The organism is Streptomyces sp. NPDC033221, assembly GCF_055577005.1.
In genome coordinates, this window is sequence record NZ_JBVIQN010000003.1 from 340,068 (window position 1) to 355,326 (window position 15,259).

Sequence of the window (15,259 nt, forward strand, 5' to 3'; positions counted from 1 at the left end):
GGGCTGACCCTTCTCTTCCTGGACCAAAGGGGGGCGGGAATGGCCGGGGTGGCCGGGGCGGTTCACGGGAGTGCCGGGGGCCGTGGGCACCGTCAGTCCTTCACCGCGCCGCCCAGGCCCGACACCAGCCTGCGCTGCACGAGGACGAAGAACACCAGTACGGGCACGGTCATCACGGTCGAGGCCGCCATGATGCCGCCCCAGTCGTTCTCGTCCGGCTTGAAGAAGACCAGCAGGGCCATCGGGAGCGTGGAGTTCTCGGTGGCGCTGATGATGAAGGACTTGGCGAAGAGGAAGTCGTTCCAGGTGCTGATGAAGGAGAAGACGCTGGTCGCGACGAGCCCGGGGAAGACCAGCGGGAAGAGGATCTGCCACAGGAAGCGGGCGCGGGACGCGCCGTCCAGGTAGGCGGCCTCCTCCAGCGCCTCGGGTACGGCCTTGACGAAGCCGCGCAGCATCCAGATCGCGAAGGGCAGGGAGAAGGCGAGGTGCGGCAGGACCAGTGAGCCGAGGGTGTTCAGGCCGATGCCGGGCACGGCGTCGCCGACGTCCCGCATCAGGAAGAACAGCGGGATGGTCAGCGCCTCGACCGGCACCATCTGCGCGACCAGGAACATGATCAGCAGCGTCGTGCGGAACCGGAAGCGGAAGCGGGTGACGGCGGTCGCCGCGAGGAAGGCGATCAGCGCGGACACGATGACGACGACGCCCGCCACGAACAGGCTGTTGAGGAAGTAGCGGCCGAAGTCCTGCTGCTGGAAGACCCGCCGGAAGGCGTCCAGCGAGGGATGCAGGGTCCAGGGCAGCGGCTCGGTGGACTGGATCTCGCCTGCCGGTTTGAAGGCGGACAGCACCATCCAGTAGAGGGGGAAGGCCACGGCGGCAGCGATCAGCAGGGCGCCCGCCTCGGCGGCCAGCCGTCCCGGCCGCCGGATCCGCGGCGTACGGACCGTACTCACGATTCCTCCCCCTGTCGGCGCAGCAGGCGCAGGTAGACGAGCGTGACGGCCAGCAGGATCAGCAGCATCACGATGCCGATCGCCGAGCCCAGGCTGTACTGGGACGAGGCGAACGCCTTCTGGTAGGCGTACACGTTCAGTACGAGGTTCTGCCCGGCGATGCCGCCGCCGTTGGTCATGACGTAGATCTGGGTGAAGACCTTGAAGTCCCAGATGACCGACTGGATGGTGACGACGACGAGGATCGGCCGCAGCATCGGCGCCATGACCGAGCGCCAGATCCGCCACTGCGACGCGCCGTCCATGGCCGCCGCCTCCAATACCTCGCCCGGTATCGCCCTGATGCCCGCGTATACGGTCACCATCACGAACGGGAACGAGCACCACACGACTTCCAGCAGCACCAGTGCGAAGGCGCTGTAGCGCCCGTAGGTCCAGGAGAAGTCGCCGAGGCCCAGCAGCCGGTTGACCGGCCCGAAGTCCGGGTCGAACAGGAAGACCCAGACGGTGGAGCCGGTGATGGCGGGGGTGGCCCAGGCGCCGAGCGCGGTGAGCATCAGGGCCAGCCGCGGCACCGCCCGTATCCGGGTGAGCAGGACGGCGAACGCGCAGCCGACGGCGAGGGTGCTCAGGACGCAGGCCGCGGCGAACACCACCGTGGCGAGCAGCACCTGCCAGAACTGGCCGTCGCCGAACAGTTCGGCGTAGTTCGCGAGCCCCTTGAAGCTGGTCGGTTCGCCGCCGCTGACCTGGGCCTGGGTGTATTCGAGGAAGGAGATCAGGCCGAGCTGGTAGATCGGGTAGACGAGCAGCCCGCCCAGGACGACCAGGGCGGGGGCGAGGTAGAGCCACGGCGTCCAGCGGCTCCCGTGCCGGGACGGCGGCCGCGTCCGGCGGCCGCCGGAGAGCGGCGTACGGCCGCCCCCGGGGCGTGCTTCCTTGACCGTGAGCGTCACTTCTTGAACGCCTCGTCCATCTTCTTGGCCGCGTCACCGGACGCCGCGGCGACGTCCTTGCGGCCGCTGACGATCTCCTGGTACATCGTCGGCAGGACCAGCGAGGAGTCGATGGTGCCCCAGGCCGGGGAGGCCGGCACGAACTTGGCGCCCGCCTCCAGCGTCCGCACGAAGGGCCGGACGAACGGCTGCTTCTTCGCCGCCTCGGCCCGTACGTCACCGTACGTCGGCAGGAAGCCCATCGCGTCGAACAGCCGCCGCTGGGTGTCCTTGCCGGCCAGCTGCTTCATCAGGCCGACGGCCAGCGTGCGGTGCGCGCTGCTCTTCAGCACACCGATGTTGTTGCCGCCCGCGAAGGCCGGGGCGATCGAGCCCTTCGTGGTGCCGGGCAGCGGTACGACCGCGTACTTGCCCTTGACCTTGCCGTCCTCCATGGCCTGGTGGCTGAAGTCACCGCCGATCGCCATGCCCGCCTTTCCGGCGGCGAACGCGGCGACGGTGTCGTTGCCGCCCATCTCGGCGCACTTGGCAGCCGGGCAGTTGGCGTCGCCGAAGAGGTCCGCGTACGCCTTGATGCCCGCCCGGGCCTTGGGGCCGTTCACCGCGGCGGTGTACGACTCGCCCTTGCCGGTGGCGAGTTCGCCGCCGTGCGCCCACAGGAAGGGCAGCGCGCCGTACGTGTACGCGCCGCCGACGGCGATCCCGTACAGCTCCGGACGCTCTTCACGGATCTTGCGGGCGGCCGTGGCGACCTCGTCCAGCGTGGTGGGTACGGCGATGCCCAGGTCCTTGAACACATCGGTGCGGTAGTACAGCGCCCGGACGCCGACGAACAGCGGCGCGCCGTAGACCTTGCCGTCCACGGTCACCGATTCCTTGGCCGTCGGGTCGGTGTCCTTGGCGTCCTTCCAGGCGCCGAACTCCGCGCCGACGTCGGCCAGTCCGCCGTCCTTCACGTATCCGGCGGTGTCGGTGTTCCCGTACTCGATGACGTCGGGGGCGCTCTTGGGGTCGTTGAAGGCGGCCTTGATGCGCTGGGCGCGGGTGTCGACCGGGATGTAGTCCACCTCGGCCTTCGCGCCCCGGTGCGCGGCCTCGAAGTCCGCCACCGCCTTGCGGACGACCTCTTCCTTGGGCTTGTTGTTCACCTCCTGGAAGAGCCAGACCCGCAGCGTGCCGGTCTTGTCGTCCTCCTTGGCACCGCCGCCCGAGGTGGACGGGGCGCAGCCGGCGGCGGTGCCGACGGCCAGGACAAGTGCCGCCGCGCAGGCGGCTGTTCGGGCGGAGAGCTGCATCGGTGACTCCCTGAAGGATCGTTGCAATATACGCAACGGGCGTTTCGCCATGCACAATCCTCAGGAGGCTAAGCGCGCCGACGCTCCCCCACAAGAGCCGATGGGGCACCGGCACGGGCGACACGCCGCCACTGGCCCACATTGGCCGCCAATCCGTCCCGGTACGTCTATCTATGAATCAGATGTCCCTCCTCGGCTACCAGAAGCAGCCCCGGGCCTCGTCCGCGCGGACCGGTCCCCGGCAGCCCCCCTGGAAGCAGCTCCCAGCCGCACGACACGCAAAGGACCGACCGAACCCATGCGCGCAAGACCCGTACGCACCGCCCTGCTGGCCGTCGCCGCCCTGGGGCTGCTCCCCTTCGCCACGACCCCCGCCGCCGCCACGGACGCCCAGCCGGAGACCGGCGGCCGCCAGCACATCGCCGTCCACGAGGGCACCGACCCCTCCGGCCCGCTCCTCGCCGCCGCCTACCTGCGGTGCTTCCCCACCGGCGGCAGCCACCCGACGCCGGAGGCCTCCTGCCTCAAGCTGGCCCTCGCCAACGGCGACTACGCCCGCGTCCCGCAGATCCACCGCGCCTGCCCGCGCATCTACCAGCCGGTCACGGTCGTCGCCCACGGCACCTGGCACGGCAAGACGACCGCCTACAAGCACACCTATCCGAACCAGTGCGTCGCCAACACCGAGAGCGGCGACATCTTCAACCTCACCCCCTGGCGCAGCTGACACACCCGGCGCACCAACGCCGGAGGCCCGGCTCCCCGCAGGGGGCCGGGCCTCCGTATGCAGCGCGCAGCGCGCGTGCGGCCCGCTCCTCGTACGGAAACGGGCCGGACACGCGCGAGGCGGGGCGAGGAGCCGCGCGGCAGCGCGCCGGCTCCGGCGGGACTACTTCTTGCCGCCGCCCTTGCCGCCCTTGTCCTTGTCCTTGTCGCCGCCGGCGCCCATGGACTCGTAGATCTCCTTGCACATCGGGCAGACCGGGTACTTCTTCGGGTCCCGGCCCGGGACCCACACCTTGCCGCAGAGAGCGACGACGGGAGTCCCGTCGAGCGCGCTCGCCATGATCTTGTCCTTCTGGACATAGTGGGCGTAGCGCTCGTGATCGCCGTCACCGTGCGACGTCTGCGGCGTCGGCTCTACGAGGGTCCCCGTACCTGCCCCACGCTCGGGCTCAACAGTGCTCATAACCGCCAAGGGTACCGACGCGCGCGACGTCCCGGGAGCGGCGGCCCGCGCACAGATGGAGGGCAAGCCCCAGAGTCGCGACACCGGCCGCCGCCCACGGCAGCGGGGGCGCCTGGGCCCCCGCCCCCGGCGGCGTCACCGACCGTGAAGATCGCGAACCCGGTGTGCGAGCGGCCTCCTCGCCGGAGAGGCGCTGCCGTACGGCAAGCAGCGCCGGCTCGTGCAGCGCATCACGGAGCAGGCCTGAGCGACCGCACAGGTACCGCACAGCGCCGGCACTCGCACATCGGGTACTGCGGGCTCGCCAGAAGCCTCACCGAATCACCCTCACGGACCGCAATGGTCCGCCCCCACGTGCGCCCGGAGTCACGGGACACGCGCAGCGTCATCAGCACGCGCTTCCCGGCATCCGGGCCGGGCACCCGTGAGGCATCTCCTCGCTCGTGTCCTTCAGCCGCGTTCCGCGTTGCCATGGTCGGATCCCTTCGCCGTTTCCTGCCGAGCCGCGCTCGGCAACTCCGAGTAGAGAGGCAGGAGTCGGCGAATCCCACGGCATCGATGCGGCAGTCTTGACGCAGATCCGTGCACGGAGGCCGACGCCCGGACCGCAGGGAGGAGCTGTATGGGACTCGCGGAACGACGCAGGGCCCTCGGCTGCAGCCAGGAGAGATTGGCCCGGATGCTCGGTGTGGACCGCACAACGGTCTGCCGCTGGGAAAGCACAAAAACCGCCCCTCAGCCGCCGCAGCGACGGGGTCTGGCGATCGCCCTCGACATCAGCCTTTCGGAGCTGGACGACCTCCTGACTCCGGCACGACCATCAGGGCAGGACACTGCGGGGCCTCAGCCCAGTGCCCCTCCGGACGCGGGAGACCTCGACGAAATGATCCGCCGTGAATTCCTCCGCATACTGACCGTCAGCGGCGCCTTGACCGTCTGGCCGACCGATGAGGCAGCCGCCCTCACGGAAGCCGTCCGCCGAGGGACGGCCGCCGACTTCGCCAAGATGAACGGCCACCTCTGGCAGGTCTACCGGCTCGCCCGGTCCAAAGGTTCGCTGTACCCCGTCATCCGCGGCCAGCTGGCAGTGCTCAACGAAGCGCTCACGGGCCGCGGTGACACCCGGCCCCTGCTGAGTGCGGCAGGCGACCTCTTTCAGCTGGCCGGCGAAGTGGCGTTCGACGGGAACCGGTACGGCGACGCCGTCGCCTCGTACGCACTCGCGGCGGCGGTCAGCAAGGACTCCGGAGCGTTCGACCTGTGGGCCTGTGCGCTCGTACGCCACGCCTACGTGGAACTGTCCGAGGGGCGCTACCGCCAAGCGACGCAGCTGCTCGGCGCGGCCGAAGGACTCGCAGGCAAGGGCGACGGCGGCCTCCCGACCCGTCACTGGGTCGCTTCGGTACAAGCCGAGGCTTACGCCGGTCTGGGCGACCTGGACGGGTGCGAGCGCGCGATGGACCGAGCCGAGGCCGTCCGGAGCCTCACCGGCAGCAGCGTCAATGGCGGATGGCTTCGCTTCGGCGGCGCACGCCTGACGGAGGAGCGAGGCGCGCGCTACGTGCAGCTCGGCCGTCTCGACCTGGCGGAGGAGGCTCTGCAGAGGGCGCTGGGACAGGAAGCTCTGGCTTCCGGACACTCCTACCGGCGCAGGGGCGCAGCCCTGACCGGCCTGGCAGCCATCGGCGCGAAGCGGCGGGACGTCGAACAAGTCGTCACGTACGGCGGGGAAGCCGTCGGGCTCGCCCGGGCCTCATCGTCCGGTTACGTCGCCCGTAGACTCCGAGCCCTGTGCGACGAGATCGGCCCCTTGAGCCGCGACCACCGCGTGGCGGAGCTGAGGGCGGAGATCGCCACGCTCAGCCCACCGTGACGAGAGGGGTCGGCATGTCGCAGACCGAAGGCGCACGACTGTTCCGGGAGAGCTGGATCGCGGGAGTCCGCCGCCGCTTTCCCGGCGAACCCAAAGCCGGGTACGTCACCCCGTGGGAGGACACCCCTCAGTGGGAGCGCGAAGCCGCCGGGGCCGTGCACGACCAGATCCGCCGATTCGTCGAGGTCAGCGGAGGCCGTACATCGCGGCTGTCCCGCGAGCAGAAGAGCCGGTTCGTCGCGACCTGCTGGACGGCCCAGATGTTCAAGCACTTCGAGGACCCGAAGCCGGGCTATGTGGCCGACTGGCCGGACCTGCCGACCTGGCAGCAGGAGACCGACGCGGACATTTTTGAAGCCATCGAGAAGGCGCTGGTCTGAACCTGCGGTCTCGGCGGGCGCCGGGCCCGGGGCCAAGCGGCGAAGTCGGCCCAGGGGCGCACGGCGGAGCACCCGGAAGACAGGCCCCCGTCAGTTCAACGACGGATCATCCGGATACGTAGCCACCATCGCCAGCTCGTTCCGCTGGCGGCGCAGGACGGCTCGCCAAAGTTGTTCCGGATCCGGGGAGGAAACGTCGCCCGGTTCGGATTCGACGACGTACCAGGCGCCCTCGACCAGTTCGTCCTCCAGCTGGCCGGGGCCCCAGCCCGCGTAGCCGGCGAAGATGCGGAGGCTGCCGAGGACCGTGGAGAGCAGTTCCGGCGGGGCTTCCAGGTCCACCAGCCCTATGGCGCCGTGTACGCGGCGCCAGCCCAGGGGGCCGTCGCCGACCAGGGCGCTCTCCGGTGTCTCCGGGCCGCCCGGTACGACGGCCACGCCCAGGGCCGAGTCCAGTGAGACCGGGCCGCCCTGGAAGACCACGCCGGGCTCGCCGGCCAGGGACGCCCACGGCTGGAGTATGTCGCCGACGCCGACGGGCGTCGGACGGTTGAGGACCACACCGAGGGACCCCTCCTCGTCATGGTCGAGCAGGAGCACCACCGCGCGATCGAAGTTCGGGTCGGCGAGCGCCGGTGTGGCGACGAGCAGCCGGCCGGTGAGCGAGGACACCTCGGTCATGAGGACATGATCCCGCACTTCGTACCGCGGCGGGGAGTCAACAGCGGTACCCGGGCGAGAGCAGCGCAGGGCGTACGACGGCAGCCCCGGCGCACGGCTCCGCGGCAGAGGTGACATTGCGGGGCATAGTCGTACGCACCGTATCGAATGTCGATTACAGAACAAAGGCGGACCGTTGCGGAGGGTGTTGTGACAAAGCCATTACACGCCCCGGACCCGCTCCGGCCTACGGGCAACCCCTCCACCGCCCTTACCATTTCCCCTTGGCCCCCTGTCCGTCTCCAGGAACGCGAGATCCATGACCGTCTCTACCGACGACGTACTGCTTGTCCACGGCGGCACCCCGCTGGAGGGCGAGATCCGGGTTCGCGGCGCGAAGAACCTCGTGCCCAAGGCCATGGTCGCCGCGCTGCTCGGCAGCAGCCCGAGCAGACTGCGCAATGTGCCCGACATCCGCGACGTACGCGTCGTACGCGGCCTGCTGCAACTGCACGGCGTCACGGTGCGTCCCGGCGACGAAGCGGGCGAGCTCATCCTCGACCCGTCGCACGTGGAGAGCGCCAATGTCGCCGACATCGACGCCCACGCCGGGTCCTCGCGCATCCCGATCCTCTTCTGCGGCCCGCTGCTGCACCGCCTCGGCCACGCCTTCATCCCGGGCCTGGGCGGCTGTGACATCGGCGGCCGGCCGGTCGACTTCCACTTCGACGTGCTGCGCCAGTTCGGCGCGACCATCGAGAAGCGGGACGACGGGCAGTATCTGGAGGCCCCGCAGCGGCTGCGCGGCTGCAAGATCCGGCTGCCGTACCCGTCCGTCGGCTCGACCGAGCAGGTGCTGCTGACCGCCGTACTGGCGGAGGGCGTCACCGAGCTGTCGAACGCGGCCGTGGAGCCGGAGATCGAGGACCTGATCTGCGTACTGCAGAAGATGGGCGCGATCATCTCCATGGACACCGACCGGACCATCCGGATCACCGGTGTCGAGAAGCTGGGCGGCTACAACCACCGCGCCCTCCCGGACCGCCTGGAGGCGGCCTCCTGGGCGTCGGCGGCGCTGGCCACCGAGGGCAACATTTACGTGCGCGGCGCCCAGCAGCGCTCGATGATGACCTTCCTGAACACCTACCGCAAGGTCGGCGGCGCCTTCGAGATCGACGACGAGGGCATCCGCTTCTGGCACCCGGGCGGCTCGCTGGACGCGATCGCCCTGGAGACCGACGTGCACCCCGGTTTCCAGACCGACTGGCAGCAGCCGCTGGTGGTCGCGCTGACGCAGGCGTCCGGCCTGTCCATCGTCCACGAGACGGTGTACGAGTCCCGGCTCGGCTTCACCTCGGCGCTCAACCAGATGGGCGCGCACATCCAGCTGTACCGCGAGTGCCTGGGCGGCAGCGCCTGCCGCTTCGGGCAGCGCAACTTCCTGCACTCGGCGGTGGTGTCCGGGCCGACCAAGCTGCAGGGCGCCGACCTGGTCATCCCGGACCTGCGGGGCGGCTTCTCGTACCTGATCGCCGCGCTCGCGGCGCAGGGCACCTCGCGGGTGCACGGCATCGACCTGATCAACCGGGGTTACGAGAACTTCATGGAGAAGCTCGTGAGCCTGGGGGCGCACGTGGAGCTGCCGAATGGGGCATTGAGCGCCTGAGAGGCGCGGCGGGCGTCAGGCTCGTGCAGGAATGACAGGAGGGGCGGTCACCCAGTCGGGTGACCGCCCCTCCTGTCGCGTGTGCGGGGTGCGGCACAGGTCGCATGGATTCGCTTTTGTGAATGATTGAATCCGGCCCTGTGGGGTGGGTGCCGCCCGCTCCCCGGCGTCGCACGGATTGCGGGTGCGACGGGCCGGCGGGGGGGGGCGCGGCGGTGGCCGGGGCGGGCGGGCGCCGCCGTATGCCCCGCTACGCGCCCTGGGCGGCCTCTACGCCGCTGTAGAACCACAGGAGCCACAAGAGCCCCACAGGCCCCATTCACGGGCCTTCTGGGGCCCTTCCCGGGCGCCGGACGGCAAAGAGGGCGGCCGCCCCCGATGGGGACGGCCGCCCTCACGCCTTTGTCACCGGGGCCCGCGGGCCCCGGGGTGGCTTACTTGCCCTTGGCGGCTTCCTTGAGCTTCGAGCCCGCGGAGACCTTCACGCTGTAGCCGGCCGGGATCTGGATCGGGTCGCCGGTCTGCGGGTTGCGCGCGGTGCGAGCGGCACGGTGGGTGCGCTCGAAGGTGAGGAAGCCGGGGATGGTGACCTTCTCGTCGCCCTTGGCGACGACCTCGCCGACGGTCTCGGCGAGCGCGGCCAGAACGGCGTCGGCGTCCTTGCGGGTCACCTCGGCGCGGTCGGCCAGAGCGGCCACCAGCTCACTGCGGTTCATGTTTGTACTCCCGTGTTCTTCTTGCCAATGAGGCGTGAGATCGAAGCCGATGCTGCCAGGGCCCTCGGACAGTCCCCGGACCCGGGTCTGCCTTCAGATCCTTTCGCGCCCTGGGGGTGCCCCCTGGACGGAGTCCTCGGGGGAGCATCCTGCCCCCACCTGCGGCGGTAAAGCCAATCCGGCACCCAGGAGGGTCACACGAAAAGCGCCACTGCCTCAGAGTGGTGACGTCCCGCACCGTGCCTCACCGGGCCGGCCCCGCAGAGCGGCGGCCGTTGCCTGCCCGCCAGCCTAGGGGGGCGCCAAGGGCCCGGTGTCACGCGACGCGCCGGACGTCAGGCCGTCGTGGCGGCCGTCACAGCCTCCCCGGCGGCCTTCGCGGCCTCCTTCACCGCGTCGGCCACCGCGCCCGCGACCTTGTCGTTGAAGACGCTGGGGATGATGTAGTTCGCGTTGCGCTCGTCGTCCAGGACGACGTTCGCCAGCGCGCCGGCCGCCGCCAGCATCATTTCCGTGTTCACCGTACGGGACTGGGCGTCCAGCAGGCCGCGGAAGACGCCCGGGAAGACCAGCACGTTGTTGATCTGGTTCGGGAAGTCGGAGCGGCCGGTGGCCACGACGGAGGCGGTCTGCCGGGCGACGGCCGGGTCCACCTCGGGGTCGGGGTTGGCGAGTGCGAACACGATCGCGCCGTCGGCCATCTTGGCCACGTCGTCGCCGTCCAGGACGTTCGGCGCGGACACGCCGATGAAGACGTCGGCGCCGACGATGGCCTCCTTGAGGGTGCCGGTCTCGCCCTCCGGGTTGGTGTTGTCGGCGATCCAGCGCAGCGGCGAGTCGGGGTCGGCGTCGACCAGGTCCTTGCGTCCCGCGTGCACCACGCCGTTGATGTCGGCGACGACGGCGTGCTGGACGCCGGCCGCCATCAGCAGCTTGAGGATGGCCGTGCCGGCGGCGCCGGCGCCGGACATCACCACGCGGACGTCCTCGAACTTCTTGTCGACCACGCGCAGCGCGTTGGTCAGCGCGGCGAGCACCACGATGGCGGTGCCGTGCTGGTCGTCGTGGAAGACCGGGATGTCCAGGGCCTCGCGCAGCCGGGCCTCGATCTCGAAGCAGCGGGGCGCGGAGATGTCCTCCAGATTGATGCCCGCGAAGCCGGGGGCGATGGCCTTGACGATCTCCACGATGGCGTCGGTGTCCTGGGTGTCCAGGCACAGCGGCCAGGCGTCGATGCCGGCGAAGCGCTTGAAGAGGGCCGCCTTGCCCTCCATGACGGGCAGCGCGGCCTTGGGGCCGATGTTGCCCAGGCCCAGTACGGCGGAGCCGTCGGTGACGACCGCGACGCTGTTGCGCTTGATGGTCAGGCGCCGGGCGTCCTCGGGGTTGTCGGCGATGGCCTTGCAGACCCGGGCGACGCCGGGGGTGTAGACCATCGACAGGTCGTCACGGTTGCGGATGGGGTGCTTGGACTGCATCTCGATCTTGCCGCCGAGGTGCATCAGGAACGTACGGTCGGAGACCTTGCCGAGCGAGACACCCTCGATGCCACGGAGCTTCTCGACGATCTCGTCCGCGTGCGCGGTGGAGGTCGCGGCGATGGTGACGTCGATGCGGAGCTTTTCGTGGCCGGAGGCGGTCACATCGAGGCCGGTGACGGAGCCGCCGGAGGACTCCACGGCCGTGGTGAGCTGGCTGACCGCCGTACCGCTCGCGGGAACCTCCAGCCGCACCGTCATCGAATACGAGACGCTAGGCGCCGTTGCCATGGCCGACTTCCTCTGCTTTCCCTTGTTTCACTCTGCGCGCCGCTCCGGGGTCCGCGGCGGGACCTGGCCGGAGCGCGAGGACCGATCGTCCCACCTACCAGCCGGTATACGGTAACCAGCCGGTGATTCCGGAAATGCTTTTCCACCATACGAGAGGGTTCGGTCGAACGGAAGACCTGACCGCCGACCGCGGATGAACAGTGCGCGAACGGCGACGGGCGCCTCCCGGATTGCTCCGGAAGGCGCCCGTCGTGTGGTTCAGTGACACCGACCCGCCATGCTCGCCTCGCGGCAAGTGGTCGCTCGTAGCGACTATGGTTGGGCCCGGGGGCTTGGATCGGGCCGGTGCCACCACCAAGGCTAACAAACCATCTCTCGAAGCGAATCCCGTCCCGCGACCTTCTTTCCCGGCCGTCGCCGGACTCCCCCGCGCGGCCCGGGCCGGCCGGACCCGGGCGGCCCCGCCGACCGCCCGCCTCAGTCCCTGAGCAGGTCCGGCACCCCGTCCTCGTCCGGCTCGTCCCGCGCCCCGGACAGCACCGTCAGCTGCTGGGTGGCCCGGGTCAGCGCCACGTACAGCACCCGCAGCCCGGCCGGCGACTCGTCCGCGATCTCGGCGGGCGAGACCACCAGCGTCGCGTCGTACTCCAGGCCCTTGGCCTCCAGCGAGCCCAGCGCCACCACCCGGTCGCCCAGCCCCGCCAGCCAGCGGCGGGCCTGCGCGCGGCGTTCCATCGCCACCACGACACCGACCGTGCCGTCCACCTCGTCCAGCAGCAGCCGGGCCGCATCCCGTACGGACCCGGCCAGGTCGGCGTCGTCGGCGACCGCGAAACGCGGCGTCAGACCCGTCGAGCGGACCGCCTCCGGCGCTTCCATACCCGGCATCGCCAGCGCCAGCACCCGCGCCGCAAGCTCCGCGATCTCGGCGGGGTTGCGGTAGTTGACGGTGAGGGTGAAGCGGCGGCGCGGGCGGGTGCCCAGCGCCTCGTCGCGGGCGACGGCCGCCTCGTCCGGGTCGGACCAGGACGACTGCGCCGGGTCGCCGACCACCGTCCACGTCGCGTGCCGGCCGCGGCGGCCGACCATCCGCCACTGCATGGGCGTCAGATCCTGCGCCTCGTCGACGATGACGTGGGCGTAGTCCGTACGCTCCTCCTCCAGCCGCTCGCGTCTGCCGCGGCCGCCGCCGGACATGCGCTCGCCGTAGGTGCTCAGCTCCTCCAGACCGGTGAGCTGGTCCAGCGGGTCGGCGTCGCGGGGCCTGGCGGGCCGGGGCGGCGCGCCGAGGATCAGCTGCAGCTCGTCCAGGAGGGCCACGTCGTGGACCGACAGCGGCCCCTGCCCCTTGTCGTCCAGACGGCTCAGCGAACGGGCCAGCCGGCGTACCTCGCGCTGGTTGAGCACCCGGCGCGCCCAGCGGCCCAGCCGGCGCTCGTCGGCCATGGCGGCCAGTACACCGCGCGGGTTCAGCTCCGGCCACCAGGCGTCGAGGAAGTCCTGGAAGTCCGGCTCGGTGGTGATGTCCTCGTCGAACGCCTGGCGCGCCTCGGCGGCCAGTTCGGGGTCGGTGTAGCGCTTGGCCGAGCCGGATCTGGACCAGAGGGCGTCCAGGATGAGGCGGCGGGCGCGCGGGCGCAGCAGGTTGACCGGCGCGGTGCCGCCGAGGGCGGACTGCCGGATGCGGTGCAGGTCGCGTGCGTCCAGTTCGACGCGGGCGCCGAAGACGACGACGCGCAGCCGGTCCGGCGGCCCGGCGGGGGCCTCTGCGGACTCGTCGTCCTCGTCGCCGAAGGCGAGCTGGCCGTCGGCGGGCTTGGCGGCGGCCCCCGCGGACGCCGTCCCGGCCATTTCCAGGGCCCCGCGCGCCGCCTTGCGCAGCAGTTTCTGCATCCGGCTGGAGCCCTTGATACGGGCCACGGCCGGGGAGTCGTACGCGGTGGCCTCGGCGCCGTCCATCAGGGACCCCAGCGCGCGGATGGCGACCTGGCCCTCCTCGCCGAGCGACGGCAGGACGCCTTCGGTGTACGCGACGAGCAGCGGCGTCGGGGAGACGATGAGGATGCCGCCCGCGTAACGGCGGCGGTCCTGGTAGAGGAGGTAGGCGGCGCGGTGCAGCGCCACGGCGGTCTTGCCGGTGCCGGGGCCGCCCTCGACCTCCGTGACGGAGGCGGCGGGGGCCCGGATGACCATGTCCTGCTCGGCCTGGATGGAGGCGACGATGTCGCGCATCGTGTGGCTGCGGGCCCGGCCCAGGGCGGCCATCAGCGCGCCGTCGCCGACCGCGGGCAGTTCCTCGCCGTCGAGCGTCGCGGTGATCTCCGGGCGCATCAGGTCGTCCTCGACCCCCAGGACGCGGCGGCCCTTGGAGCGGATGACCCGGCGGCGTACGACGCGGCCGGGCGCGACCGGGGTGGCCCGGTAGAAGGGGGCGGCGGCGGGGGCGCGCCAGTCGATGACCAGCGGGCTGTAATCGGCGTCGAGCACGCCGAGGCGGCCGATGTGCAGCGTCTCGGCGATCTCGGCGCGGCCGTCGGTGATCGCGCCGTCGGCGGGGTCGACGGAGGTGTAGGCGCCGTCCGGGCCCTTCTTGCCGTCCTTGCCCAGGAGCAGGTCGATCCGGCCGAAGAGGAAGTCCTCGTACTCGGAGTTGAGCCGGTTCAGGTGGGCGCCGGCCTGGAAGACCTGGGCGTCCCGCTCGGCGAGGGCGCCGGGCGTGCCGACCTGGCCGCGTTTGGCGGCGTCGTCCATGAGGAACTCGGCCTCATGGATCTTCTCTTCCAGACGCTGGTAGACACGGTCGAGATGCTCCTGTTCGGACGCGATCTCGCGTTCGCGTGTGCTGTCCGGCTGTGCGTCGTCGACGGAGTCCGGCGCGTGCGTGGCATTCTGCGCGGCCACCCAGGCCCCCTTCTTCTGTGCGTAGGGCAGCCGTCAACCGTACGCGAACCGGGCACCCTGCGCACCTGGCCCAAAGGACGAAATCACCACCGGGCGGGAGCAAACCGGGCACCGTTGGCGGGCGGATGGTGCGGAATCAACCATTCCGCCGCTTCGGAAGGGTGGGGCCGGCCGGTCAGACCTTGATCTCGGCCAGCCGCCTGCCGTCGAGGGTGCGGACCTCGAAACGGTCGATGTTGGAACGGTTCATCGCCGAGCCGCCGTGGGTGTAGAGGGGCTCCTTGTTCCACTTGGCGGCGCCGTCCTTGAGGCCGTAACCGCCCGGGGGCACCGCCCAGGTCGTCACGGTCTGCTCCGCGCCGCTCTTGCCCACCGCGACCAGGTCGCAGGTGAGCGGGCCCTTGACATTGCCCAGCTTGAGGGCGACGTGGGTGCCCCAGGGCTTGCGCTCCAGGGAGACGCTGGCGGCGACCCTGGTCACCGGGTCGACCGTGCCGACCTTCTCGCCGTGCTCGTACATCGTGCGGGCGTAGCCCGTCAGATGCTCCGGGGACTCCTCGCCCTCCCCGGCGGTCAGCGCGTACGTGGTCAGCGGGCCGCCGACGACCAGGACGGCAGCGGCGGCCACCAGGTACAGGCGGCGCCGGCGGCGGGTGCGGCGCACCGCGCCGACCTCGGCCAGGAGGCCGTCCAGCAGGCCCGGACCGGGGACCGGGGCGACGGCCTCCGCGTCGGGCGCCGACTCCCTGGCGTCGGCGAGCAGCGGCGGCAGGCCCAGCAGGCCGTCCAGTTCGGCGGCGCACCGGTCGCAGCCGGCCAGGTGCTCCTCGAAGCGTGCCGCCTCGGCGGCGTCCAGGACGCCCAGCGCGTAGGCGCCGGCATCGGTGTGTGCCAC

At 71.0% G+C, this 15,259-nt stretch carries 13 protein-coding genes; 4 read left to right on the forward strand and 9 right to left on the reverse strand.

What is annotated here, in order from left to right; translation table 11 throughout:
* Positions 1–92 precede the first annotated feature (92 nt).
* The 3 genes from ACZ53K_RS05575 to ACZ53K_RS05585 are packed head-to-tail and all read right to left on the reverse strand — an operon-like array spanning position 93 to position 3,210.
* On the reverse strand, positions 93–959 hold the full coding sequence (locus ACZ53K_RS05575) for a carbohydrate ABC transporter permease (RefSeq protein WP_468832269.1): 867 nt from the start codon (positions 957–959) through the stop codon (positions 93–95).
* Complete coding sequence (locus ACZ53K_RS05580) at positions 956–1,915, reverse strand: carbohydrate ABC transporter permease (protein WP_468832270.1); 960 nt, start codon at positions 1,913–1,915, stop codon at positions 956–958. The genes ACZ53K_RS05575 and ACZ53K_RS05580 overlap by 4 nt, the downstream gene beginning before the upstream one ends.
* Complete coding sequence (locus tag ACZ53K_RS05585; protein WP_468832271.1) at positions 1,912–3,210, reverse strand: extracellular solute-binding protein; 1,299 nt, start codon at positions 3,208–3,210, stop codon at positions 1,912–1,914. Before ACZ53K_RS05585 ends, ACZ53K_RS05580 begins: the two co-directional genes overlap by 4 nt.
* Positions 3,211–3,508: 298 nt before the next feature.
* Here ACZ53K_RS05585 and ACZ53K_RS05590 point away from each other — a divergent pair, with 298 nt between their 5' ends.
* Positions 3,509–3,937: an SSI family serine proteinase inhibitor gene (locus ACZ53K_RS05590; RefSeq protein WP_468832272.1), complete on the forward strand. Its 429-nt coding sequence runs from the start codon at positions 3,509–3,511 to the stop codon at positions 3,935–3,937.
* Between the two features lie 162 nt (positions 3,938–4,099).
* On the opposite strand, the gene ACZ53K_RS05595 is transcribed toward ACZ53K_RS05590, so the two are convergent.
* Positions 4,100–4,399 (reverse strand): DUF3039 domain-containing protein, encoded by a 300-nt coding sequence (locus ACZ53K_RS05595; RefSeq protein ID WP_468832274.1) that lies wholly within the window; start codon positions 4,397–4,399, stop codon positions 4,100–4,102.
* Between the two features lie 622 nt (positions 4,400–5,021).
* On the opposite strand from ACZ53K_RS05595, the gene ACZ53K_RS05600 reads away from it, so the two are divergent.
* Positions 5,022–6,272 carry a helix-turn-helix transcriptional regulator gene (locus ACZ53K_RS05600; RefSeq protein WP_468832275.1) on the forward strand — a complete coding sequence of 417 codons (1,251 nt, stop codon included), beginning with the start codon at positions 5,022–5,024 and terminating at the stop codon, positions 6,270–6,272.
* 14 nt (positions 6,273–6,286) lie between these two features.
* Positions 6,287–6,652: a hypothetical protein gene (locus ACZ53K_RS05605; RefSeq protein ID WP_468832276.1), complete on the forward strand. Its 366-nt coding sequence runs from the start codon at positions 6,287–6,289 to the stop codon at positions 6,650–6,652.
* 90 nt (positions 6,653–6,742) lie between these two features.
* Here the strand turns inward: ACZ53K_RS05605 and ACZ53K_RS05610 are convergent, their stop codons facing one another.
* Positions 6,743–7,333, reverse strand: a complete 591-nt coding sequence (locus tag ACZ53K_RS05610; protein ID WP_030018029.1) for a YqgE/AlgH family protein — start codon at positions 7,331–7,333, stop codon at positions 6,743–6,745.
* A gap of 298 nt (positions 7,334–7,631) precedes the next feature.
* Between ACZ53K_RS05610 and murA the strand changes: the two genes are divergently transcribed.
* Positions 7,632–8,978: a UDP-N-acetylglucosamine 1-carboxyvinyltransferase gene (gene murA / locus ACZ53K_RS05615; protein WP_468832277.1), complete on the forward strand. Its 1,347-nt coding sequence runs from the start codon at positions 7,632–7,634 to the stop codon at positions 8,976–8,978.
* 434 nt (positions 8,979–9,412) lie between these two features.
* Here murA and ACZ53K_RS05620 read toward each other — a convergent pair whose 3' ends face one another.
* The 4 genes from ACZ53K_RS05620 to ACZ53K_RS05635 form a co-directional block, all read right to left on the reverse strand.
* Positions 9,413–9,694, reverse strand: a complete 282-nt coding sequence (locus ACZ53K_RS05620) for an HU family DNA-binding protein (protein ID WP_004571953.1) — start codon at positions 9,692–9,694, stop codon at positions 9,413–9,415.
* Positions 9,695–10,029: 335 nt separating this feature from the next.
* Positions 10,030–11,463 (reverse strand): NAD-dependent malic enzyme, encoded by a 1,434-nt coding sequence (locus ACZ53K_RS05625; RefSeq protein ID WP_468832279.1) that lies wholly within the window; start codon positions 11,461–11,463, stop codon positions 10,030–10,032.
* A gap of 477 nt (positions 11,464–11,940) precedes the next feature.
* Positions 11,941–14,364: a HelD family protein gene (locus ACZ53K_RS05630; RefSeq protein ID WP_468832280.1), complete on the reverse strand. Its 2,424-nt coding sequence runs from the start codon at positions 14,362–14,364 to the stop codon at positions 11,941–11,943.
* A 175-nt stretch (positions 14,365–14,539) separates the two neighbouring features.
* Complete coding sequence (locus ACZ53K_RS05635; RefSeq protein WP_468832282.1) at positions 14,540–15,259, reverse strand: zf-HC2 domain-containing protein; 720 nt, start codon at positions 15,257–15,259, stop codon at positions 14,540–14,542.